The sequence below is a fragment of the Thalassolituus sp. UBA6592 genome (assembly GCF_002433655.1).
Lineage (GTDB): Bacteria > Pseudomonadota > Gammaproteobacteria > Pseudomonadales > Oceanobacteraceae > Venatoribacter.
On sequence record NZ_DJIO01000075.1, the window covers coordinates 22,996 to 46,015 of the forward strand.

Genomic DNA, 23,020 nt, shown 5'->3' on the forward strand with positions numbered 1-23,020 from the left:
TATCGTGTTTATCATGCTGATCTTTTTTATTGTGACCACGTCTTTCGTTAAGGAAAGCGGGGTGACTGTAAGCCGCCCGAGTGCGCAGACTGCTGAAGAGAAAAAGGGCAGTAATATTCTGGTGGCGATCCGTTCCAATGGCGAAATCTGGATCGACCGCCGGGCGATTGATGTGCGCGCCGTGCGGCCAAATATCGAACGCATGAAAGCTGAAAATCCGGAAGGCGCGGTCATTATTCAGGCGGATGAATATTCGCCAACGGGTCTGCTGGTGAAAGTTATGGATCAGGTGCGTCTGGCCGGCATCACCAATATTTCAATTTCGGCAGAGGCCGCTAACTGATGTCGCGTCTGTTCTTTGCGCTGATAGCGTCCAGCGGCGTCAGCCTGGCGTTGTTCTGGGGTATGCAGCAGATGGTCTCTGGCCCGGCGGAACTGAACAGAAATCAGCGTGACACTGCGGTGATTGATTTTGTTCGCCTGAAGCAGGACAGCCAGACGCAGACCAAAGAACGCCGTAAACAGGAACCGCCGAAACCTAAGAAGCCGCAGATTCCGAAAGACAGTGTGCAGCAGCAGAATATGCAGATGCAGCAGATGCCCATCAATATGCCGGATGTCGCCCCTGACCTTTCCCTGTCCTCGCATTCCTTTTTAGGTGATGCTGTGGTTGGTATGGGCTTTGGTGATACAGACGTTATTCCGCTGGTGCGTCAGCCTGCGACTTACCCGCAACGGGCGATCCGCCAGAAAATCGAAGGTTACGTGACTGCACGGCTCGGCATTACTCCGGAAGGAACGGTTGATGATGTGGAAATCATTGATGCCAATCCAAAAGGTGTGTTTGAACGCGAAGCGATCCGTGCCCTGTATCGGTATAAATTCAAACCCAAAATGCAGGATGGTAAACCAGTGGCCCAGCAGGCAACACAGACCATTGAATTTAAGCTGGGGAACTCCTGATGCGCTTGTTGTTTAACGGTTTAAGCCGAAGCCTGGCACTGACCCTGTTGCTGTTGCCGGCAATGAATGCACTTGCTGCGAAATCAACCAACCTGTCACCAGCAACCTACAATACGCTGAACGAGGTTCAGACTCTGCTGGGTGAAAGTAAAAATGACGAGGCGGAAGCTGAGCTGAAAGATCTGATTGACGATCTGAAGCCGGGGTTTGGTCTGGCTCTGGCCTATCAGGTTTATGGTCAGCTGGAACTGAGCCGTGATCAGCAGAATAAAGCCGTTGGCTGGTTTCAGAAATCTCTGGCACTGGATGCTTTAACCGACCAGCAGACCATTAATCTTTCCACCACGGTTGCCCAGCTGCTGCTGGCGCAGGAAAAGTACGCCCAGGCCGTAAAAGAATTACAGCCACGTTTTGACCTCGCGCGCAAACAGGAAGGCGATGCCAAACAGCAAAATCCGGATGCCGCCTATATTATTCCACCAGTTACTTTTATTACCCTGGCGACTGCGCATCAGGTAAATAAGGAATACGCAGCATCCATTCCTTTGCTGCGCGAAGCCATTAAGCGCGAAAAGGAAAAGGGGAACAGCCCGAAAGAAAACTGGCTGCAGATGTTAATGTCAGCGCATTACCAGCTGAAGCAATACAAAGAGACGGCCGCTGTGCTGGATGATCTGCTGCGTATTAATCCGCAGCGTGAAGACTACTGGCAGCAGCAGGTGGGGGTATATCAGATTCTGCAGCGCTTTGATAAAGCGCTGGCGTCGCTGGAGCTGGGTTACGCCGGTGGTTATATCACCAAACCTGACAGCATTATTCTGTTAGTGCAGTTGCTGATTAATCAGAATATCCCGGAGCGTGCCGGACGCATTCTGCAGAAGCATCTGAACAATGGCGACCTTGAGCTGAATGACAAACACTGGAAGCTGCTGGCTGCCGCATGGCAACAGGGCCGCGAGCGCGATAAAGCAGCCGAAGCTATGCTCAGTGCCAGTAAATTTCTTGAAGACGGCAAACTGATTCTGCGGGCAGCGCAGCTGAAAGAGCAGAACAGTGATTTTAAAGCCTGTATGACCATTGCGCTGGATGCGATTGAAAAAGGTCTGGATGACGATGATAAAGGCCGGGCTTTGTTGCTGGCGGGACGTTCAGCAACAGAACTCAACGATCTGAAGGCGGCACGACGTTATTTTCAGCAGGCACTGACGCTGGCGGATTCTGCCGGTAACGCGCGCTCCTGGCTGGAATACATCAACGCAATGGAAGAATATCCGCAAAGCTGATTAAGGTTTTATGCACAGAAGTGTGCAGAAATAAAAAAAGGCGATCATCTGATCGCCTTTTTTACGTCTGTCATCTACCGGCAATTATTTAAACTGCGACCAGATCGGTGCGTGATCCGATGGTTTTTCCATGCCGCGGATGTCGTAGCTGATACCGGCTGCAACGCATTCTTCATACACAGGTGCGGTAGCCAGAATATGGTCGATACGCAGTCCGCGCTTAGGCTCGTCATCAAAACCTTTTGAGCGGTAATCAAACCAGCTGAAAAGCTCACTGCTTTGCGGGTAAAGCTTGCGGTAGGTGTCCTGCAGGCCCCAGGCCAGCAGATCCTGATACCATTCACGTTCCTCTGGCAGGAAGGAGCACTTACCGGTTTTAAGCCAGCGTTTGGCGTTGGCCTCGCCAATACCGATATCGGTATCTTCCGGTGAAATATTCAGGTCACCCATGACGATGACACGATCATCAGCGGTGAAAGATTCGTTCAGATAACGCAGCAGGTCCGCGTAGAACTTTTCTTTCGCAGGGAATTTGGTTTCGTGATCACGGCTTTCTCCCTGCGGGAAATAACCATTCAGTACGTTCCAGACTTTGCCGTTAATTTCATGGCGTGCATGAATCAGACGTTTCTGCGCATCGTCGTCGTCCCACGGCCAGCCTTTCTGCACAAACACAGGGGCTGTTTTGCTCAGCAGGGCGACACCGTAATGACTTTTCTGACCAAAATATTCCACGTGATAGCCCAGCGCCTCAATGTCCGCCAGCGGGAACTGTTCATCGTGAACCTTGGTTTCCTGCAGACCGATCACATCCGGATCAAGACCGTCTTTGATGGCCTGTAACTGGTGAGGACGGGCGCGTACGCCATTGATGTTGAAGCTCATGATGGTGGTCATATCGAATCCTGATGGCAATGCAGAATCACACCCTGTGGCGTGACCGGCGGGCTGTTGTGTGATGGATTGTCGGTCGGCGGCTTGTCATGTGGCGAATATTCACGCGAAGGACTTCAGCGCCGTACTGAACAAAATCTGGGGGCGAATGATACCAGCCACAGGCGGCGAGGTCAGTCATGTTAACTGCTGGTTAAATTTTGATCTGGTGACAACCGGGGTACGCCATGGTGATTTACTGGTTGCGGCACCGCACCTAGACTGCGCGCATTAGATTTCACCCTCAGAATACATCTGATAAGAGACTGCTGACGCAGTTGCGTCAGCAGTCTCAGATAATAAAGAGAGAATTATGCACGCCGATATCCATCAGCAAACACCAAAGACTATGGCTTCAGTAAATGTTGTCACTAAACCACTGTTATTGAGCACTGCCGTTGTATCTGTTCTGATCAGCAGTCAGGCGAAAGCCATTGAACTGGACACTCAGCAGATTACCGGCCAGCTGTTCGATCAGCCGGTAGCAGAGCAGGCTTTTGCTGTTGATGTACTGGACCGCAGTGATATCGATCTGCTGCCGGTCACCAATATCGCCGATGCCCTTGAATGGGTGAGCGGCCTGGATGTGCGTCAACGCGGCAGCAGCGGCACTCAGGTGGATCTCGGTATCCGCGGTGCCAGCTATGAGCAGACACTGATTCTGGTCGATGGCGTGCGTATGAATGACCCGCAAAGCGGGCATCATAATTTCGATCTGCCCATCGTACTGGAAGACATAGAACGCATTGAGATTGTGCGCGGTCCGGGTGCTGGTCAATACGGACCGAACGGTAATGCTGGTGTAATTAACCTGGTGACCCGCAAGTCGGTTGACGGCCGCAGTGCCAAAGCGCAGCTGGAAGCCGGCAGTAAAGACTATGACCGCGCCATGGTGTCAGTGGGCAAAACAAGCGGCAACTGGAGTCACTTTCTGTCTGCAGCGCAGCAGACGTCTGATTCCTACATAAAAGGCGCTGATCTGGATTACACCATCCAGCAGGGCAATTACCGTATGGTGCACAGCAACGATACCCATACCACGGTGCTGGGTCTTGGCTATATCGACAAGGGCTTTGGTGCCCAGGGTTTTTATGCAGGTCCGGATGCCCGCGCTAACGAGAACACTATTCAACGTCATGTGTATGCGACCCATGAGCAGCGTGTAAATGATCTGCTGAAGCTGGACGCAGCCATCAACTGGCGCCAGCACGACGATGAATTTTTCTATATGGCCTATGCACCGTCAGTGCATCAGACCAACGCCTGGCAGGCGCGTTTGCGTGCTCATCTGAACAACCAGCTGACTCTCGGCTATGAGTACAATAAAGAAGACATCGACAGCACCTCTGTGCTGAACAACAAACACGAGCGGGAATACAACAGTGTATTCGCCAGCGCCAGTTATGATCTCGATGTTGTGCAGCTGGCGGGTAGTGTGTCGTATCTGGATTATGATGGCGGCGACTCCTATTTCCTGCCGGTTGCCGGAATCACCTTGCCAATCGGTAATCAGCAGATTTACGCCAATGCCGGCAAAAGCGCCCGCTTACCGACCATGAATGACCTGTATCTGAATCAGCGTGCAAATCAGGGTAACCCTGACGTTAAAGCTGAAGAAACTGACAGCTATGAAGTGGGAGCACGCCTGAATCTGGCAGGCATCCTGACCCGTGCTGCAGTATTCAAACGGGAAACAACCAACGCGATTGATTACACCCGTACTGCAGAAGAAGTGGCGGCGGACAGTGCGTTTATTTCGCGCAATATTGAAAGTATTGATACCAAAGGCTTTGATATCGAGGCTGATGCTACCGGCATTCTGGCACAGTACGGACTGCAGAAAGCCAGTCTGACGTACACCCGTCTGATTCAGGATTTCAGCACCCAGTATGCTCAGGCACGTTACAGTCAGTCGCAGTTTGAGCATCAGGCGATTCTGTCACTGGCTTACGGTATTACGCAGAATCTGTCTGTGAGTTCCCAGTATAAATTTGAAAACCGTTACGACCAGAACGGCTACCGCATCTGGAATCTGGGTCTTAAACAATCACTGGAAAACTGGCACTGGGCTGTCGCCGCAAACAATGTATTGAATGCAGAATACATCGACAGCGGTTACATCGACGCTCCGGGGACGGCGTATCGCTTTGAACTCGGGGCCGAGTTCTGAGTCGCCCGGATTCGGGTGAGTGAAAATCGCTTATAAGCAAACAAGCGCAGATAAATAAAAAGGGCCAACAGGCCCTTTTTATTTATCTTGATTTTGCGGGTTTGATTTCAGATGTTATTCGATCAGTCAATCTTCAATCTAGGTTCGTTCTTCTTTCACATAAGGCAAACCAAGGGCGCCAGGTTGTGAAGAAATGCCTTTTTTATTAACCGCTACCGCAATCATAACCGCCAGTGTTACCACGTACGGTGTCATATAAACAAAGTACTGAGGTAAACGGATGCCGGACGCTGCCAGCTGTGGGATCAGGGCTTCAATACAGCCAAACAGTACCGCGCCAGCCAGTGCTTTCCACGGTGACCAGCGGGCAAAGATAACCAAGGCGACTGCAATCCAGCCGCGCCCACCAACCATATTGGCGATCCACATTTTTGTGCTTAGCACCGAAATAAACGCGCCAGCCAGGCCGATCAGGGCAGAGCCTGCCAGAATTGCCAGCAGACGGTACATAATAACCGGAACACCAGCGGCTTCAGCGGCCTGTGGATTTTCACCAACAGCACGCAGGCGCAGACCCTGACCAGTGCGGAACATAAAGTAAGTAACCAGTGCAAAAATAACCGGCGTGGCGTAGACCACCAGATTTTGCGAGAACACACCGCCAATAACCGGCAGATCAGATAATAACCAGACGCTCAGATCCGGCAATCCGGGAACAGGATGATTGGTCCAGTCTGCGAGCGTTCCGATTAACGCCGACAGGCCCTGACAGAAAAACACCAGCACCAGTCCGGACACTACCTGATTAATGCGCAACACCAGAACCATAAAGGCAAACAGCAAAGACACAACCGAGGCGAAAAACATCGCCGCCAATAAGGCCACGCCGGTTTGTTCGGTCATGATGTAGGCGCCGATACCGGACAGGGCACCAATCAGCATCAGGCCTTCAGCGCCCAGCGCCAGCACACCCGAACGTTCCATAATAATCAGCCCTAACGCTGCCAGGGCGAAAGGCACAGCAAACTCCGGGATGTTGCCAATCCAGCTTGCAATAATATCCATCAACTGGCTCCTCCGCTGTTAAGACGTTTTACCCGGTGGCGGATAAAGAAATCCGACGATGCCACGCAGATCACCAGAATGGCCTGAATCAGCTGCACCATGGCAAAAGGTATCTGATAGAACACCTGCAGGCTTTGACCAGCGATATAAAGCAGAGCAATGAGAAATGCCGTAGCAATGGCTGCCAGCGCGTTATTTCGGGCAAGAAAAGCAATCAGAATGCCGGAGAAGCCGTAACCGGCAAAGAAGGAGTGCGTAAGACGACCCTCCTGTCCCGCCGTCACCATAACACCAGCCAGCCCGGCCAGTGCGCCCGAGAACAGTACGGTAAATAAAATCATTTTTTTAACCGGGATGCCGGCAGCGCCAGCCACGGAAGGACTCTTATCGACAAACTTAAGATAAAGCGATGAACGTGCAATGGATACGAACCACAGCACCAGCAAGGAAATCCCCAGCGCGACAAACACCGACAGGCTGATGCCGTTGAATATATCCGGAATGCGTTCAAAGTCCTGATAGACAGGCGAGTAGGGGAAGGAGCTACCGGGATCTTTCCAGCTGCCATAAAGCAGATGCAGCAGGAAGTTAACCGCAACATAGTTCAGCATCAGGGTGGAAACGATTTCGTTAACGTCCCACTTTAATTTAATGAAGACCGGAAAAATTGCCCACATCAGACCAAACAGCATGGCCGCAATAATCATGGTGACCAAACGCAGTGACTCAGGCCCGATATCAAACATAGTAACTGCGGTTGCTCCGATCGCTCCGAAAATCATCTGGCCTTCAAGGCCCAGATTCCAGAAGCGTGCGCGGAACGCGAGGCTGCCGGCGAGGCCGACCATAGCCAGAGGTGCGGCCTGAAACAGTACGGATTTCAGACTACTGACATCAAACAGGGTAAAAACGATAAATTCGTTTAACAGCTCTGCGCCAGGTACACCTGCGGCCATAAGAATTAAGGCACAGATAAACATACCAAACAGCAGCGACAGAGTGATGATAAGAGCTTGCCAGTACCACGCCATTTCCTGTCTCAGTTCGACAGAAAACTTCCAGGCAGATAGCGGCGCAGGGTTAAGCGCTTTAAACATGGTTCACCATTGCCTCACCAATCGCATGCCTGTCGGCGGGCTGATCAAACTCGGCGACAATAGCCCCGCCGGACATCACCCCAATACGATCGGAAAGTTTAAGAATTTCGTCCAGATCCTCACTGATCAGAAGGACGGCGGCTCCGGCATCGCGGGCCTCAATCAATTTTTTGCGTACCGCCTGACTGGCTTTCACATCCAGCCCCCGGGATGGGCTGTGTACCAGCACCAGTGATGGCGCGTGGCTGAATTCCCTGGCGATAACGAGTTTCTGCGCGTTACCACCAGAAAGCAGGGCCGCCTTCTGGCGCATGGAGCGCACTCCCTGAACGTCATATTCTTTCACTGCTGCGCTGGCTTCAGCATCGAGTTTGCTGCGATTAAGAAACCATACGGAACCGTAATCACCATTCAGAATTCTGCCCAGAGCAAAGTTTTCACTGACGCTCATCTGTGCCCCCAGTGCTGACTGATAACGGTCAGCGGGAATGCAGGCAATACCGTAGTCGCGGCGGTCTTTAAAATTCATTGCCAGCAGATCGGCATTGCCGGCAAGGGTAACTTCACCGCTGACGTCACTGCGAACCCCCATCAGTACGTCAGCCAGTTCAGTCTGGCCATTGCCACCAACACCGGCAATACCGTATATCTGCCCACTGGCCACACGGAAATTAACGCCGTTCAATTCGGCCGGAGCTGAGCCGGGAAGGGAGGAGAGATTGCTGACGCTGAGTGCCGTATCACCGCCGACAGAAAATTCAGTCGATTCTGTGTCTGTGGTGGATTCGCCCACAGTCATGCGGATCAGCTCTTCGCTGCTGACCGATGAAGGGACGACGGTTTCAATGGTGCGCCCCTGACGCATCACAGTGACCATGTCAGCAAAGCGGAAAACGTCTTTCATTTTATGAGTAACGAGCACCACCGCACCACCGGCAGCAGCGAAGTCGCGCATAGTGGACAGCAGGCTGTCAGATTCTGCATCTGTGAGCACAGCCGATGGCTCATCCAGAATCAGAATGCGGGCACCACTTACCAGTGCCTTGATGATTTCTACCCGTTGCTGTTCAGCGACGGACAGTTCGTAAATATTGGCGTACGGATTAATGGCAAAGCCAAGCTCTTCGCCTTTGGCGATAATATCTTTGGCTACCTGTTCGAGTCGTTGGCGGTAGCTGCGTGCAACCGGTACATCCGTCAATGACAGCATGACGTTCTCAACAACGGTAAAGGGGCTGACCAGTTTAAAGTGCTGGTGAACCATGCCAATTCTGGCCCGGGACGCATCCCTGGGGCCGGAAAAAGAAACTTCATTGTCGTCGATACTGATTATGCCGGTTTCCGGCCCGTAGAGGCCGGTCACAATATTCATCAGGGTGGATTTACCCGCGCCGTTTTCACCAAGCAGGGCGTGAACTTCGCCCCACTTAACCGTGAATGCAGCTTCCGACAGGGCGTAAAATCCGTCGAAGGATTTACTTACGCCCTTCAGATGAATGGCATTCTGCTTACTCATTTCTGGGTAATCACCCCGTCAATGAACCAGTCCATTTGCCACAGATCACCGTCAGAAAGTACTTCGCCTTCTTTTACGCGCAGATTGCCGTCACGGTCTTTCAGTGGGCCTGCGTAAACCTGGAAAGTACCGTCCATGATAGCTTTGCGTGCAGCCATAATTTTCGCTTCTTCTTCGGCATCTACACCTTTACCACAGCAGGCGATATCAGTACCGCCTTCACCCATAGACAGCAGAGCGCCGTATGGCTTGGTGATCCAGTTGCCGGCTTTGATTTTTTTCAGTTCGTCGATCAGGAAGCGATCCCATACCCAAACAGAAGAACATACGGTTGCTTCCGGAGCGAATTCACGGAAATCACGGTGGTGACCAGTACCTTTAACACCATTTTCCTGAGCCACAATCTGTGGAGTAGGGGTGTCAACGTGCTGGCCAATTGCATCAGCACCCTGGTCGATCAGAGCCTGAGTCGCAGCACGCTCTTTGGTTGGATCATTCCATGCGCCGGTGTATACCGCCGTCACGGTGGCGTCCGGGTTCATCGCTTTAGCGCCCAGCTCATAAGCATTGATGGTCCAGTTCACAACACCAAATGGGTTGGCAGCAACAAAGCCCAGCTTGCCGGTCTCAGATGCAGCGGCTGCAGCCATGCCGCACAGGTACTGACTTTCATAAGTACGGCCATAGAAAGAAAGCAGGTTAGGCCCGTTGGTGGTGCCTGACGCATTCAGAAAGGCAATTTCCGGATATTCCTCAGACAGTTCTTTGAATGTGTCGGAGTAACCGAAGGCGGTACCGATAATAACGTTGGCGCCACGCTGGATCAGACGTTTAACCACAGGACGGATTGCAGAAGCAGCTTCCGCAACGTTTTCCACGTACTGAATTTTAATGCCGAGCTCTTTTTCCATATTCAGGCGGGCTTCATCGAAAGCCTGAGTCCAGCCGCCATCGTTACGCGGGGAGATATACAGCATGGCTGCTTTCATATCACCTTTGATGGTCAGGCCTTCTGCATGACTTGTCGTCTGGAAAAATAACAAAGAACATGCAATCGCAAATGCGCTTATAAATTTTTTCATCTGTTTTTCCTGAGTAGCGTTTTTAGTGGTTTTTACGGGTTATCAATTTTCTTGTTGTCTTCTTGCTGTCTTCTTGTCGGTGCGTTCACATCATGTAGTTAATGCGAAAAACATTGCCTTCCGGATCCAGCAGTACTGCCTGATACCAGTTGTAATAAGTCTCGTAGGGTTCCTTGATGAGTGTCGCTCCCATCTCGAGCGCTTTGGGTACGTAAACGTCAACCTCGTCTTTTGAGTCAACGTCAATATTGAGCAGGAATTTACAGCCTTTGGTGTCGGCCTGGTCGCTGAGTTTCAGCAGGTCATAGGCATCCGGGGCGTTAAAGCCAATGCAGCTTTTACCGGTATCCAGTCCGCGGAAAATAGGTGATTCAATTTCGGGGATCTCCCTGAAACCAAACAGGTCACGATAAAAGCCACTGAGCGCGACAATGTCATTGGCGAAGATATTCACATAAGACAGATGACTCATTACGCAGCTCCCTTGGTGCCACCAAAGGTGGTCTGTTTAACGAATTTCGACAGCAGGTGATCGCCAGAGGATATCGGAGGGTACTTGGCTGTTTCGCCTTCTTTCAGACAGCCCGGCAGGCATTCAATAATGGCGTCATAATTAGGCTGGTGAAAGAACACCACAGACTGGCGTGGCTTGCTGGAGTTAATATCTTCGGGTGGATTGATCACGCGGTGCAGTGTTGAAATCCACTCATCGTTGGTCCAGTTCATCATCAGATCGCCGATATTAACGACGAAGGCGTCTTCGACATACGGCACGCTGACCCATTCGCCGTTGAAGTTTTTCACCTGCAGGCCACCGGGGGAATTATCCGGTTTTACAATGGTGAGTGAACCGTAATCGGAATGCGCGCCGGCACGCATCTGGCCATTCTCAATATCTTCAGGTTTAACGACCGGGTAGCTCAGCGTGCGCAGCATGCTGATTTCTTTGTCGATTTTGTCGTCGAAAAAGTTTTCATCCAGATCGAGAGAAATTGCAAAAAGACGCATCAGTGAGCGGGCGAGGCTGCTCATTTCCGCAAAGTAGTCGGAGTAGGTCTGCTTAAATGACGGGTTGTTTTCCGGCCATACGTTCGGTGCGAAATGCGGACCGGCTTCGGCACAGGTGTGGTAATCATCGGCAGGAACATCAATCGGGCCGACAGAGAAAGATTCTTTTAAATCACCTGGTGCGGCTTCTTCCAGTGAGTAAGACAGGCTTTCTTCTGCGACCGCACTGTAACCGCGTACCATTTCCGGAGCTGGTCGGTCGACTTTGCGTTTTTCTTCCACTGGCAGATTAAAGAAGTCCTGGCTTTCTTTGTAGATCCGGTCCATCAGGTCTTTTGGTACCTGGTGATTGGTAATAACCAGAAAGCCAATGTCTTTGCAGGCTTTACCAACGCTGGCGGCAACCTGGGCTTTACCTTCCGGCGTACCGCTGAAATACGGCTGAAGATCGATAACGGGGACCTGTTCCAGTTTCACACTAAGACTCCTCTTTTGCGTTCGTATCAACCAATGCGGTGGCTGATTAAAAAAACATTAAGGCAGTGTTTATGCCAAGTGGCTGAAGGCCGCATAAAACATAGGCTCGGCAAATAAAGCGAAATAAAAGTTAGACCGTTTGGTCCAATAACGGGCATCTGACTAAATTGTAAGCACCAGCAAAGCGCAATAATTAATCAGTTGGTCAGGATGCTGTCGACCAATAACCGCTCAAGATTTGCCAGTGTAGTGTTGAAAAATTCTTTGTCGGCAAGGGTTTTGCCAGTGACAGCTTCGACCTGAGCGCTGAAGTCCGAATAGTGCTGAGTGGTTGCCCAGATAGAAAAAATCAGATGCATTGGGCTTATGCTGCGGATCTTGCCACTGTCTATCCAGTGCTGGATAACCGTGCTTTTATCTTTGACCAGATTGCGCAATGAGGTAGACAGGGTTTTATTCAGCAGCGGGGCGCCCTGAACAATTTCCATGCAGAAAAGTCGTGATTCAGCCGGGTGGTCGCGGGCAATTTCAAGCTTGGTGCGAACGTAGTGGCGCAGAGCCTGCGCGGGCTCCTGCTCGATACTGAACAGGGTTAATGGTTCGAGCCAGTCGTCTAACAGGCTCTCCAGTACCGACAAATATAAATGTTCTTTGCTTTTGGAATAATAGAAAAGGTTGGCTTTGGAAACATCGGCAACGGCAGCAATCTGATCCATGCTGGCTCCGTGCAGACCGTACACAGAAAATACATCCAGCGCAGCGGACAGAATCCGGTCACGTTTTTTTAATGCGTTACGCTGGCGGGGCTTAACAGGATCATCGAGCGATGACTTGTGATCGGTCTTGCTTGCGCTCTCTTTCATTTTCCAGGCTCCTGATTTCAGACCTGCTGTTTTTCAGCTTCAGTCTGTTGCATCTGGCCTGCAAATATCGGTCCGCAATATAGGTTGGAAATAAGTTCGAAATACAGGTCTGCAAAAACAGGAGACCGAAAGGGATATTCGGCTCCACTGTTTTTACAATGAGATCAGGATTCCACTAATACACCAATACCAGCAGTAACGGCGCTGGATAAATGATGGGCGTGAATCTTACTCATGGTGCCTTTCTGGCAGTAAAGTAAAACGCGCTGAGCAGGATATTTCTGCGTAATGTCCGCAATGCGCGAATCCAGTTCATAGAAAGGAATGGTTTCGACCGTGTTATTGGTCAGCACTAATGGTGCGTCTTCCGCTTCCGCTGGGTGGCGGATATCGATAACAACATCGTGCAATGATGGTGTGGTCACCAGTTCAACCTGATCCAGTCCGGATTCTTCTCCGGCCAGTACGTTATCAATGCGCTGGTAAACGGTATCGTTAAGTGCCTGTTCAAGGACGGCAAAGTCGAATTTCTCTTCCGCCGCTTCAACTTTCTTGCGATCGCCGACCGTGGTTGGATTGACGGAGATGACGCCGCAATATTCCGGCATAGTGGCGGCGAAGGCCTCGGTACCGATGCGGCGGGCAATATCAATGATTTCCTGTTTATCCATGGCTGCCAGCGGGCGCAGCACCATGTGATCGGACACCTGATCAATGACAGCCAGGTTGGTAATGGTTTGACTGGCTACCTGAGCAACCGCTTCACCGGTCACCAGTGCGGGCAGATTCAGTTCATTGGCGACATGGGAGGCGGCGCGCAGCATCATGCGCTTGAGTACGACACCCATCTGGCTGGTATCGACGTTTTTCAGAATCTCTTCCACGACGCCTTCAAACGGCACGGTAACAAATTTAACCCGATGACTTTCGCTGTATGTGTTCCACAGGTAGTGAGAAACCTGCTTAACGCCAATTTCGTGCGCGCTGCCGCCTAGGTTAAAGAAGCAGAAGTGCGTCTTGAGGCCGCGACGGGTCATCAGGTAACTGGCCACGGTAGAGTCAAAGCCACCTGAAATCAGTGACAGCACTTCGCCCTGACTGCCCAGCGGGTAGCCGCCGAGACCTTTGATGGTGTTCTCAACAATCTGCAGTTTGTCATTACGGATTTCAGCCCGCACTGTCACTTCCGGCGCATGCAGCGAAACAGAGGTGGCATCGGTTTCTTTGAGAATGCCGCCGCCCATATAGATCTCTGCCTGATGCGAGGTGAAGTCATGCTGACCGGCGCGCTTGATACGGACACAGAAAGTCTTGCCGGCCACACGCTCGCGGTAGGCATCACGCACCAGCTGATAAGCGTCGTCCAGTGTTGAGAACGGGTGTTCGATGATTTCCAGAACAGCGGCGATGCCCGGCGTGTGCGAAAGAATCTGAATACTCTGGCGGCGGGTTGCTTCGTCATCGGCGTTCACCACGACCACCAGACTGTCCCAGCGATTCTGTACATCCGCAGAAATACTGTGGCGGCGGAAGAGGTTCTGCAGGTTCTGACGCAGTACCTTGGTCATCTGCTTGCGCACACTGGTGGATTTGATGGTGATTTCGGGAAACAGCTTGATTACGAACTTCATGGAAACGAGTGCCGGACGGTTGGCGGAAAAAGGGCGCAGATTATATAGCAAAGCAGCGAATCTGGCACCCACAGGTCAAGCCAGTCAGGAAATGATCCGAATGGCCAGACAGCTGAATAGGTAAATAGTCTGATCTGCCCGAAACGAATCGTGCAAACGTCACATAACTCTACTTTCTTGGTAGGTGCTTGGCTTGATAGGCGCCTGGCTTGACAGGTGCCTGGCCGGTGCAGTCAGACGGCTGCTCACGGAATCAGTTTACTGAATACCTGACAAGGAGAAGGGAATGGCAAAACGTATTGCACTTGTAACCGGTGGTACCGGTGGTATCGGCACAGCAATCTGCAAACAACTGACGGACGACGGCTATCAGGTCGTGGCCGGCTACTACCATGGCGGCAGTCATGAAAAGGCGCAGGCCTGGCAGGCCGATATGAAGGAGGCGGGGTATGACATCGCCCTGGCCTTCGGCAATATTCGTGACTGGGATGGATCGGAAGCCTGTGTCGCTGGCATCCGCAAGGATTTCGGCAGTATCGATGTGCTGGTCAATAATGGTGGTATTACCCGCGACACCACGCTCAAGCGCATGAGTAAAGAGCACTGGCACGACGTAATCGAAACCAACCTGACCTCGGTCTTTCATATGACCCGCCACGTTATTAACGACATGCTGGAAAAGAAATGGGGCCGGATCATCAATATCTCATCCATTAATGGTGAGAAAGGTCAGTTTGGCCAGGCCAACTATTCAGCCGCTAAGGCGGGCATGTATGGTTTCACCAAGGCGGTTGCTCAGGAGGTGGCCAGCAAAGGCATTACCGTGAATACCGTTTCCCCGGGCTATATCGCAACCAGTATGATCATGGATGTGCCGGAAGATATCCGTGAGCAGATTAAGCAGGGTATCCCGGTTGGTCGCTTTGGTACACCTGAGGACATTGCCCGGGTGGTGAGCTTCCTGGCGGCAGACGCAGCAGGTTTTATTACCGGTGCCAATATCTCAGCCAATGGTGGCCAGTACATGCATTAATCCGATCTCTCCTCATCAGTAACTTTGCCGGGGTTTCCCCGGCTTTTTTGTCCGAAAGCTTTGTGTCCGAAGGTTTTGTGTTCACCAGCCTAAGGGGCTGACTCACAGCTCTGGTTTGAGCTTTTTATAGCGCGCACTGGCATGACGTTCGCGCAGTTCGGTATCAATGTAGCGGTCGGTGGTTGCCATGCTGGCGTGACCTGCATCTTCTTTAACGTGCTCTTTCGGGCGAAATTTAACATCCTCAGAAATGCCGGTATGGCGCAGCCAGTGCACAGTGGCGACCTTCAGCTCCTGCGCTTCATCTTCCAGACCTTTGCTGCGCATACTGGCAAAGGCAGCATCAAAACAGCGCTGCACCAGGTAACGGATCTGGCGGGTGCTGGTCACCGGTCCCCGTCCTTTGATTTTGGGTACCAGCGGCGTTTGCTCGCCAACATACGGGTAGCGTGACAGCTGCAGAAACTCGCGGTAGCGACGCAAAGCAGCCAGCATGTCATCAGATACAGTCACCAGTCTCGCTTTATTGCCCTTACCAACCACTCTCAGCCACCAGTTACCGTCTGCATCGGTATGAAAATCACCCATTACCGGAGTAGAGCGCTCATCGGCGACCAGTTCCGATATCCGCAGGTACATACCAAACAGCAGACGCATCACAAACAGTGAGCGTTCGTGCTCTGTGGGATTGTCAGCCGCCATCTGCTCGACAGTTTCAAGGATAAAGTCCCACTGCAGATTGGACAGGCGGCGCACCGGCTCCTGATAGGCGTGTTTCTGCAGGAATTTACTCTTCTGGCGGATCAGCGCTACCGGATTAATGCGCAGGTAATCTTCCTGCAACAGGTAATTGAAGTAGGTCGACAGTACCGCAAACAGGGCCTGCAGACTTTTTTGTGACAGGGCAAATCCGGTTCCTGTGTGGGAGTCCGGTTTTTTAACGAAAGGGCGCCAATCGGGGTTAACCTCGCGTTCGCCTTGCTTGTTCTTAAAACGGGCTACCTGCTTAGTGCCGATCCAGGCAGCAGGAGGGGACTGGCAGAAGTGAACGTATTCCTCCAGATCCTGACGGCGCAGCTCACCCAGGCCAACGCCGCGCACAAGCCAGCACCATTGCAGCAGACGCTCAACTTCCCGGCGGTAGCTGTTAAACGTCGCGCTGCTGCCGTTGTAGCTGACCAGAAAGCTGAAGCTGTGAATCAGATCTTCAAAAGCGCCAGCGATAAGATTGATGTCCGGATTACGTTTGATAACCGAGCGCGCAGCAGTAAGGGGATTACCCAGATGTTCGAGCTGATCAATGAGTGGTCGGGGGGCTGACTTCAGATGTGGATTCATTAAATGGATGTCTTTGCCGTTACGCGGTGCATGTTTACAGGGATTATAAATTATCGGAAATATATGCCAGATTGTGTGACGCTGTTAACCCTTTCGTGCATTTCTTTACAAACAAAGGCGACGTCAGATCAGGCGAATTACGCCATGTCTTTCACTATAAATCATCAAGAAGTAGCTTTATCTATGTCTTATAAGGTATTGAAATATATGGTTTAAAGTAAAACTCCAGTAATTTTCAGATTGGACATTTCTGAAATATTTCAGAACGGGCGTTTTACAGCCACAGAGCTGGACTCAGACAGCAGGCGTAACATAAGCCCCGGGCACTTTTACGTAGAATTATCAGTCAGTTATCTCAGGCATTACAAAAAAGCCTGATGAACAGGCCGATAAATGCATTCGTGAAACTGAGGATGAGCACTATGAGTACACATTTGAACGCGCATTTGAAAGCACATTTAAGAGCACCGAAAACACTCCTGGCCACGCTGCTGGCGTCACCACTGATTCTTGCCGGCTGCGGCAGTAGCAGCAGTAGTTCATCCGGCGATACCGGCACCGGCACCGTCAGCGTTGCCGTTACTGATGCGCCGGTAGACAGCGCAACCGGCGTGGTTGTGACCTTTACAGGTGTCGCCCTGAAACCGTCCGGCGGCAGCGAAATAGAGATTCTGTTTGATGAGCCAAAGCAGATTGACCTGTTAGCCCTGCAGGCAGCCGATCAGAAGGCATTCTGGATGACTATGAAGTGCCGGCGGGCGACTACAACTGGGTTCGCCTGATGGTCAGCGCGGAGCAGGATGGTGTGATGGATTCCTATCTGACGGATGATAATGGCGCTCAGACCGAGATCTATGTGCCAAGTGGCTCCCAGCGCGGGCTGCAGCTGGTCAGCGGGTTTACTGTTATGGCCGGCACTACAACCGATTTCACTATTGATTTTGATCTGCGCAAATCCCTGACCAACCCGAATGGTCAGGACGGCATAAAGCTGAACCCAGCGCTGCGTCTGATTGATAATGCCCAATATGGCACGATCACCGGCACCATTGATGGCAACCTGATCACCGAAACCTGCGCTGATGCCAGTATCAATGATGGTGCGGTTTACGCTTTTACCGGTACGGATGCGACCCTGGCGGATACCTCAGGCGCAGAAACCGATCCGCTGACAACAGCTCTGGTGAGCTACGACACTGAGACCGCAGCATACACGTATGAACTGGGCTTTATGCCTGTCGGAGACTATACGCTGGCGTATACCTGTCAGAATGCTGAAGATGCCCCTGAAGCTGTTGATGAGATCATGTTTAATGGCTCAGCCAATGTGACTATGGTCAGTGGCGAAACCGCAACTCAGGATTTCATAGCTCAGCCTGACTGAGGTTTTGCCAAAGCTTTGAATCGGGGGCGTGATGCAGGACGTTGAATTCTGATAATGGATTCAGAGTATGAAGGCAGTACAAGCTGAGAAAACGGGCCACAGCGCCCGTTTTTCCTTGGATTTCACTTGTTCCGATAATATCAATTATCGGAATTATCAAAGCTGGATACTTCCGCCGCCAGCCGGCGCTTTTGCCCCATTTTTGGGTTCTGCACTCGACTGGCGGTCAATCTGCTTTTTATAACATTTTGTTCTGAGGAGTTTTTTCTATCGGATTTCAGTTATCAATTAGAAAAGCTGAAATTGCTGATATTTTGTACAGAATTGCCGGTTCCCTGGTCATCATAGGTTGCGACCGACTGCAGGTAAACCCGGTTGTTGTTGCCCTCGATATCCATCGCGGCAACGTCTCCCCAGATCACAAACAGGTTACCGTCACCCGTAATTATGACCTGATCCGCGTCGCCGTTCACATACGCGGCGTTATCGGTTCCCGTAGTGCCAACGCCTGCCAGATCATCAGTGATACAGACGCGGCTGCCGCTGTCCTGGATTTCAACGGTTGCGCTGCTGTCTGTCGGTTCCAGTACATAAAGCTGATCATCATCATAGACAAAGGCACCCTCAGCGACTGGCAAAGGCTGACCATTGCCGCAGAGCGAAAGCGCCTGGGTAAACTGGTCTGTTTCTGAATTGGAAGAGCTGGAAGAGGAACCGCCACCGCATGCGGTTAAAGAAACGGCCAGGACGGCCATCAGGAAAGGTGCTTTCATTATCGTTCCCTTTTAATGAGTTGAGGAACAATAGTACCGGTTAGTTTTTGCCTTGCATAATCTCCAGAGCAAACAGGCGACGATCCAGGCGCCAAAGCCCGGCCACCGCCACCCATATTCCCACATCACCACCGGCCTGCAGGTATTGTAAAAGCCCGTCCATCAGCCCTGGATCAACTGCGTGCCAGTGTCGACGATAGCGCCCACCTGTTCAGGTGACAGAGTGATGCCCAGCAAACTGGTACCAACTACAGCAGCCATACCCAGAGCGAAGCGGGTACGCGGGTGTTTTTTGTTCTTCATAAGCTGGCGCATTTTCAGCGCTGCCAGGATAAGTTTCATTTTCACTGTACTTTTACCTTTTGGCTGTCGGTCAGTGCCTTGGTGACATAGTGCGAGACAATCGCAGCAATGACAGCCGCCGCTACCTGAGAAATGAATTTATTGTTCATTGTGCTACCTGGTTAAAAATTGGAATATCCGGCCCTGGTCTAGGCCCGCCCTGGCGCAGCCGCGCCCCCTGCTCTGCGTTCGTTCCCTTGATCCCGTTAATTCCGGTTTCACTACCGAAAAACTCTGCAATGCTGTCTATCGTATCGAATACACCTTCGGCGGCATTGTATAACCGGTCTTCGCCAACAATGTTTTCCGCAGCCTGGTTTATCAGGTTTTCACGGCTCATAGGGTTAAGTTTCGTCTGCGCTACTTCTGCAGCTTCTTTGCCCAGTGACGTAACTTTGCTGTATACCCACCAGGCAGCCAGCCCCAAAGCTGCGTACTTAATCAGGGTTATCTGCGCTGGTGTGATGTTCTTAAGCATAAGCAAACCCCGATACCGCCATATCGATTCCTGTATTAATCAGGTCATCACTGTACGGCTGCTGCCCGTTTTCGTGTTTGATAATGGCCTTAACCAGCTCCGGGAGTTTAGCGACTACCGAGAAACTGGTGTCTGGATCAACACCCAGAGCACTGGCCACACTCGATACATAAGCGCCAGTGTTGTTTTCAGTGCTTGGCGCATATCGGGAAATAATTCCGGCTACGGTGTTCAAACCATAAAGGCTTTCGTAGTTCATCAGCAGGCGTGCTAAAGCACGAATACCAAATTCCGGAGAAATGAAAATTGCAAAATCTCCATCATTCCCGTTCTGGCCTTCCCAAGTGTTTTGCCCTTTGTCGCGGATATTGCCGGGGTTCTTATTCCGGATTCCGCGAACGGTTGAACTGAGTGTTTTCTTTGCACCAGCAATCAATAAAACCAAAATGGCAGCCCCTATTAAATAGTTACGATTCACGCGAACCCGGCCAGGCTTAGCCCGGGCCTACCTCTGTAATACTGCCGCCAATGAAGTACAGCGGGTGATTCATGTCACGGGCTACTGACAGAGCTTCGTGATTATCATCGCTTACCTTTTCGCAGATGTAATTCGACGTGCCGACCTGCCCTGAAAATAAAAAACAATTATCAGATGGGAAAACCTGAAAGCTGGTGATTCTTTTACTTTTTTCTTCGTACTGAATAAACATTATCCGACTCGCCATATATCACGAATATAAACTGCATTTGCGGTGGTTGCGTCAGGGCTTCCACCCCTGCCGCGCAGCATTACTCTTTTGGTGTCAAATGCATAGCTGATAGATACTTCCAAAAAAGCATCACCATGGATCGTGATTACATCGTCCCAATCTTCTGTTGGATTTATGTAAAGCGTCACGACATTGTGTGCTCCTGAGCTATCCCACGTATGAAAACGGTAAAACCCATTTTTTAAGTTAACTATATTTATTGCCCCAGCATCACCCGTCCATATCAGCTCTGCTCGCTCCGGGTCAAACTTTCGCGGCGCATAACCGGCCATCAGTTCAAGTACTCCATCACAGTTACGTTTTGATCCGATGCTGATTCAACCCATAATTCTGCTGTGCACTCATGTTCAAGCACGCCGTCTACCGTAAACCCTGCTGTTGCTACGCCGTCGACATAAACAGAAGCCGTTGTTTCTGTTGTGACTAAGGCCGTCCGCCGGCGGGCATCTGGCGCCATGATTTGCACGCGCGTTCCTGCTGTCAGTGGGTATTCATTAATGGCAATTTCAGAAGCACCGCGGGAAATAGACTCAATTACCAGGTTGCCATTCACGCCCAACCGGTTGTCATAGATCGCGAGTTCTGAATAAGCCAAGGTAATGGTCTGGTCAGATTCGCTAGTAATCATCGCAGACTCAAACAGCGGAAATTCTGCGCCGACATTGGCCAAAAGGTCGCCGTTTTTATTGTCCTTCTGTTCCAGTGTCTGAGTTTCGATTGCAACCGGAAAAGCGGCTTCCAGCAGGCGCACAAAACGACCGCGGCCGATCTGCAACGGAATGCCCGCCTTTAATGGAATATTGAGAAGCAGCTTCATTATTTACCCCGGCTTAAAATAAAACCCAGCACGGCAACGACTCCCAGCACGGTCATCGCTTTGACCATTAACTCAGCCGTGTTTGTGCTTTCGCTTGTACTCATGTTTTTGGCAAAGCCCAGCGCCTCAGATGTGGCGTTGGCTCCATTGATCAATACCTGGTCAGTAAAGTTGACCAGGCTATCGATCACAGACGAATTACTGTCCAGCGCCTTGCTGCCAAAATTAAACGCATCCTTTGACATTGCCCCGGACGCATCCAGGGCCGCCCGCACCGCGTCGTTATTGGCCAACAAAGCGTTATTTGCAACAGATGTTCCCGCCGCCACCGCTCCGGCGTCTGTTGTCACATAGTTGACGTTCCCGCCGTATGAAATCGCGCCAGAGTTGTTTTCTGCAGCGCTGTCTGTGCCGATGTTGTAATTTTCGGTGTTTGATTTGCTGTTGCCGCCGCCGAATAAACCCACGTTAGCGCCCCCGCTTCATCATAAAACCGATACCCAGCACAGCGACAACCGCCAAAGCGACATAGGGTAAATATTTATCCCGGCCACTTTCCGCCTGTTGCTCGCCTTTAATCGCGTCATAAAACCCGGCGTTGGTAGACTGCAGATAGCTGGCTAAATCCAGCCCGGCCGCTCCCTGGGTACCGATATTAATAAACTGCTTGGATACTCGATCCGCGCTGCTCGTTTCGGTATTGCCGCTGTTTCCGGACGTGGCAGAGGCACTGGAACTACTCTGAATGCCACCGCCGCCGGTGCTGATACCTGGAACCATTTAGCCCCCTATCGCTTGCTGGCCATGGCAATTCCGACCAGCGCAATAAGCACCAGGGCACCGCCGCCGATATACAGCATTTTTTTGTCGATCACCGCCGAATCTTTCGGCGTTTCTCCGACAAGTTCACGCCGTTGGGTGGCAGGCTTCACAGAAATCGGATCGCCCTGGTTCTGATATTCCACCTCAGAAACATGGCGGGCCGCGACCTGTTCAGCATGAGCATTGACGAAGCTTGAAGCCTTAGCCACTTCCGCATCTGTGTACGCCTCAAGAATACGGTCAGCAGCGCCGCCAACCTCCCGGTATGCTTTATCCCACCAACTCATAAGGCCCCCTTACAGTCCGGCATAGCTGTCGAAATATTCAACAACCAGCGGAAAAGTTGCCGCGTTATCCAGGTCAATGGTAAGACGGAAATCCTGCACACCTTCAGTAATGAGCGCGTCATACTGAGAGCCGCGTCCAATGAATGACATGTGAGCAAAACCGGTTTGTGCTTTCACCCACTCTGCATACGCGTCGTGCAGCTCTCCGGTTGAACCTTCAACCACTTTCAGGCTGTCCAGTTCCAGGCGCATGGCGGCAACATCTGCAGTCTGCAGGTGCATGCCAGCAATGGCAGCGGAACGCGTCGGAATGTCAGCGATATCCTGTTCACCGCCCTGGGCGAAAGTCTGCGGGTATTGCTTGATTTTTGTTATCACACCAAGGTCACGACGGGCAGTAGTGCGCGCCTTGATATCGATATCTCCGGCGGCAGGTGCTGCAGCATCGATATCCATCACAATGGCAAGGGTGTCCACGTCACCGGTGCCCAGCGCAAAGTTTTTACGCTCTTCAATTTTGTTCAATTCCGGACGGTAGAACCAGAAAGCCAGAACGTCTTCACGGTCAGATAGTGGGCGACCATAGTGCGCATTCAGCGCCTGCAGTTGTTCGCCATCTTTGAGCGACCAGATAGGCTTACCGCGCACTTCAACTTTAATGTTTTTCAGGTGCGCCAGTGTCAGGCCGTTTTTCAGGTATAAGAAAAACACCTCATAGGTCGGGCCGATTGCCGGACGCAAGGCAAACTGAGTGCCTGGTACTGGGGTGTTCTTCTTTGGAACTTTGATATGCAGCATCGGCTGTTATCCCTTCGTTAGTTACTCAGAAAAACAGCGCTTAGCCGTTTACCAGTTGCTTGGTCTGCGGCAGCTTGTTCAGTGCTACAA

General features: G+C 51.5%; 27 protein-coding genes. 7 read left to right on the forward strand and 20 right to left on the reverse strand.

The genetic code is table 11. The annotated features are described in order from the left end of the window. The 3 genes from B2Z72_RS07410 to B2Z72_RS07420 all read left to right on the forward strand — a co-directional run. Nucleotides 1–343 (forward strand): ExbD/TolR family protein (locus tag B2Z72_RS07410; RefSeq protein ID WP_297004466.1); only part of this gene is annotated, 343 nt, incomplete at its 5' end. Then, nucleotides 343–963 (forward strand): energy transducer TonB, encoded by a 621-nt coding sequence (locus tag B2Z72_RS07415; protein ID WP_296982700.1) that lies wholly within the window; start codon nucleotides 343–345, stop codon nucleotides 961–963. The genes B2Z72_RS07410 and B2Z72_RS07415, both read left to right, overlap by 1 nt. Continuing rightward, nucleotides 963–2,246, forward strand: a complete 1,284-nt coding sequence (locus tag B2Z72_RS07420; protein ID WP_296982699.1) for a tetratricopeptide repeat protein — start codon at nucleotides 963–965, stop codon at nucleotides 2,244–2,246. Before B2Z72_RS07415 ends, B2Z72_RS07420 begins: the two co-directional genes overlap by 1 nt. A gap of 84 nt (nucleotides 2,247–2,330) precedes the next feature. Here B2Z72_RS07420 and xthA read toward each other — a convergent pair whose 3' ends face one another. Next, a complete protein-coding gene (gene xthA, locus B2Z72_RS07425) occupies nucleotides 2,331–3,143 on the reverse strand; it encodes an exodeoxyribonuclease III (RefSeq protein WP_296982698.1) in 813 nt (270 codons plus the stop codon). 349 nt (nucleotides 3,144–3,492) lie between these two features. Between xthA and B2Z72_RS07430 the strand changes: the two genes are divergently transcribed. After that, on the forward strand, nucleotides 3,493–5,349 hold the full coding sequence (locus B2Z72_RS07430; protein ID WP_296982697.1) for a TonB-dependent receptor plug domain-containing protein: 1,857 nt from the start codon (nucleotides 3,493–3,495) through the stop codon (nucleotides 5,347–5,349). Nucleotides 5,350–5,487: 138 nt separating this feature from the next. On the opposite strand, the gene B2Z72_RS07435 is transcribed toward B2Z72_RS07430, so the two are convergent. From B2Z72_RS07435 to thiI, 8 genes are all read right to left on the reverse strand, one after another. Continuing rightward, nucleotides 5,488–6,414: an ABC transporter permease gene (locus B2Z72_RS07435; protein WP_296982696.1), complete on the reverse strand. Its 927-nt coding sequence runs from the start codon at nucleotides 6,412–6,414 to the stop codon at nucleotides 5,488–5,490. Then, nucleotides 6,414–7,511 (reverse strand): ABC transporter permease, encoded by a 1,098-nt coding sequence (locus B2Z72_RS07440; RefSeq protein ID WP_296982695.1) that lies wholly within the window; start codon nucleotides 7,509–7,511, stop codon nucleotides 6,414–6,416. The genes B2Z72_RS07435 and B2Z72_RS07440 overlap by 1 nt, the downstream gene beginning before the upstream one ends. After that, nucleotides 7,504–9,027, reverse strand: a complete 1,524-nt coding sequence (locus B2Z72_RS07445) for an ABC transporter ATP-binding protein (RefSeq protein ID WP_296982694.1) — start codon at nucleotides 9,025–9,027, stop codon at nucleotides 7,504–7,506. Before B2Z72_RS07445 ends, B2Z72_RS07440 begins: the two co-directional genes overlap by 8 nt. Next, nucleotides 9,024–10,109 carry a BMP family ABC transporter substrate-binding protein gene (locus tag B2Z72_RS07450; RefSeq protein WP_296982693.1) on the reverse strand — a complete coding sequence of 362 codons (1,086 nt, stop codon included), beginning with the start codon at nucleotides 10,107–10,109 and terminating at the stop codon, nucleotides 9,024–9,026. Before B2Z72_RS07450 ends, B2Z72_RS07445 begins: the two co-directional genes overlap by 4 nt. 85 nt (nucleotides 10,110–10,194) lie before the next feature. Continuing rightward, nucleotides 10,195–10,581, reverse strand: a complete 387-nt coding sequence (locus tag B2Z72_RS07455) for a VOC family protein (RefSeq protein WP_296982692.1) — start codon at nucleotides 10,579–10,581, stop codon at nucleotides 10,195–10,197. Then, nucleotides 10,581–11,594 (reverse strand): isopenicillin N synthase family dioxygenase, encoded by a 1,014-nt coding sequence (locus tag B2Z72_RS07460; protein WP_296982691.1) that lies wholly within the window; start codon nucleotides 11,592–11,594, stop codon nucleotides 10,581–10,583. Before B2Z72_RS07460 ends, B2Z72_RS07455 begins: the two co-directional genes overlap by 1 nt. Nucleotides 11,595–11,791: 197 nt before the next feature. Beyond that, a complete protein-coding gene (rutR, locus tag B2Z72_RS07465) occupies nucleotides 11,792–12,457 on the reverse strand; it encodes an HTH-type transcriptional regulator RutR (RefSeq protein WP_296982690.1) in 666 nt (221 codons plus the stop codon). Between the two features lie 164 nt (nucleotides 12,458–12,621). Beyond that, nucleotides 12,622–14,088, reverse strand: coding sequence for a tRNA uracil 4-sulfurtransferase ThiI (thiI, locus tag B2Z72_RS07470; RefSeq protein WP_296982689.1), 1,467 nt, complete (start codon nucleotides 14,086–14,088; stop codon nucleotides 12,622–12,624). A gap of 286 nt (nucleotides 14,089–14,374) precedes the next feature. Here thiI and phbB point away from each other — a divergent pair, with 286 nt between their 5' ends. Further along, nucleotides 14,375–15,121, forward strand: a complete 747-nt coding sequence (gene phbB / locus B2Z72_RS07475) for an acetoacetyl-CoA reductase (protein ID WP_296982688.1) — start codon at nucleotides 14,375–14,377, stop codon at nucleotides 15,119–15,121. 102 nt (nucleotides 15,122–15,223) lie between these two features. Here phbB and B2Z72_RS07480 read toward each other — a convergent pair whose 3' ends face one another. Then, nucleotides 15,224–16,459: a tyrosine-type recombinase/integrase gene (locus B2Z72_RS07480; RefSeq protein WP_296982687.1), complete on the reverse strand. Its 1,236-nt coding sequence runs from the start codon at nucleotides 16,457–16,459 to the stop codon at nucleotides 15,224–15,226. A 422-nt stretch (nucleotides 16,460–16,881) separates the two neighbouring features. On the opposite strand from B2Z72_RS07480, the gene B2Z72_RS07485 reads away from it, so the two are divergent. Together B2Z72_RS07485 and B2Z72_RS07490 are read left to right on the forward strand one after the other, a co-directional pair. After that, nucleotides 16,882–17,241 carry a DUF4382 domain-containing protein gene (locus tag B2Z72_RS07485; RefSeq protein WP_297004468.1) on the forward strand — a complete coding sequence of 120 codons (360 nt, stop codon included), beginning with the start codon at nucleotides 16,882–16,884 and terminating at the stop codon, nucleotides 17,239–17,241. Beyond that, nucleotides 17,208–17,843, forward strand: coding sequence for a DUF4382 domain-containing protein (locus B2Z72_RS07490; protein ID WP_297004471.1), 636 nt, complete (start codon nucleotides 17,208–17,210; stop codon nucleotides 17,841–17,843). Before B2Z72_RS07485 ends, B2Z72_RS07490 begins: the two co-directional genes overlap by 34 nt. 284 nt (nucleotides 17,844–18,127) lie before the next feature. Here the strand turns inward: B2Z72_RS07490 and B2Z72_RS07495 are convergent, their stop codons facing one another. The 10 genes from B2Z72_RS07495 to B2Z72_RS07540 form a co-directional block, all read right to left on the reverse strand. Further along, nucleotides 18,128–18,616, reverse strand: a complete 489-nt coding sequence (locus B2Z72_RS07495) for a hypothetical protein (RefSeq protein ID WP_296980377.1) — start codon at nucleotides 18,614–18,616, stop codon at nucleotides 18,128–18,130. Between the two features lie 162 nt (nucleotides 18,617–18,778). Continuing rightward, nucleotides 18,779–18,958, reverse strand: coding sequence for a hypothetical protein (locus B2Z72_RS07500; RefSeq protein ID WP_296980379.1), 180 nt, complete (start codon nucleotides 18,956–18,958; stop codon nucleotides 18,779–18,781). A gap of 106 nt (nucleotides 18,959–19,064) precedes the next feature. After that, nucleotides 19,065–19,436 (reverse strand): hypothetical protein, encoded by a 372-nt coding sequence (locus B2Z72_RS07505; protein ID WP_296980382.1) that lies wholly within the window; start codon nucleotides 19,434–19,436, stop codon nucleotides 19,065–19,067. Next, the gene (locus tag B2Z72_RS07510; RefSeq protein WP_296980385.1) at nucleotides 19,429–19,914 is read right to left on the reverse strand and encodes a structural protein; all 486 of its coding nucleotides are present in this window, start codon (nucleotides 19,912–19,914) and stop codon (nucleotides 19,429–19,431) included. The genes B2Z72_RS07505 and B2Z72_RS07510 overlap by 8 nt, the downstream gene beginning before the upstream one ends. A 231-nt stretch (nucleotides 19,915–20,145) precedes the next feature. Then, nucleotides 20,146–20,478: a hypothetical protein gene (locus tag B2Z72_RS07515; protein ID WP_296980386.1), complete on the reverse strand. Its 333-nt coding sequence runs from the start codon at nucleotides 20,476–20,478 to the stop codon at nucleotides 20,146–20,148. Then, entirely contained in the window at nucleotides 20,478–21,023 is a 546-nt protein-coding gene (locus B2Z72_RS07520; protein ID WP_296980389.1) for a hypothetical protein, read from the reverse strand. The genes B2Z72_RS07515 and B2Z72_RS07520 overlap by 1 nt, the downstream gene beginning before the upstream one ends. Beyond that, nucleotides 21,023–21,490: a hypothetical protein gene (locus B2Z72_RS07525; protein ID WP_296980392.1), complete on the reverse strand. Its 468-nt coding sequence runs from the start codon at nucleotides 21,488–21,490 to the stop codon at nucleotides 21,023–21,025. Before B2Z72_RS07525 ends, B2Z72_RS07520 begins: the two co-directional genes overlap by 1 nt. Before the next feature lies 1 nt (nucleotide 21,491). Beyond that, nucleotides 21,492–21,803 carry a hypothetical protein gene (locus tag B2Z72_RS07530; protein ID WP_296980395.1) on the reverse strand — a complete coding sequence of 104 codons (312 nt, stop codon included), beginning with the start codon at nucleotides 21,801–21,803 and terminating at the stop codon, nucleotides 21,492–21,494. A gap of 8 nt (nucleotides 21,804–21,811) precedes the next feature. Beyond that, nucleotides 21,812–22,132 carry a hypothetical protein gene (locus B2Z72_RS07535; RefSeq protein ID WP_296980397.1) on the reverse strand — a complete coding sequence of 107 codons (321 nt, stop codon included), beginning with the start codon at nucleotides 22,130–22,132 and terminating at the stop codon, nucleotides 21,812–21,814. Between the two features lie 9 nt (nucleotides 22,133–22,141). Further along, nucleotides 22,142–22,930: a major capsid protein P2 gene (locus tag B2Z72_RS07540; protein WP_296980399.1), complete on the reverse strand. Its 789-nt coding sequence runs from the start codon at nucleotides 22,928–22,930 to the stop codon at nucleotides 22,142–22,144. Nucleotides 22,931–23,020 lie beyond the last annotated feature (90 nt).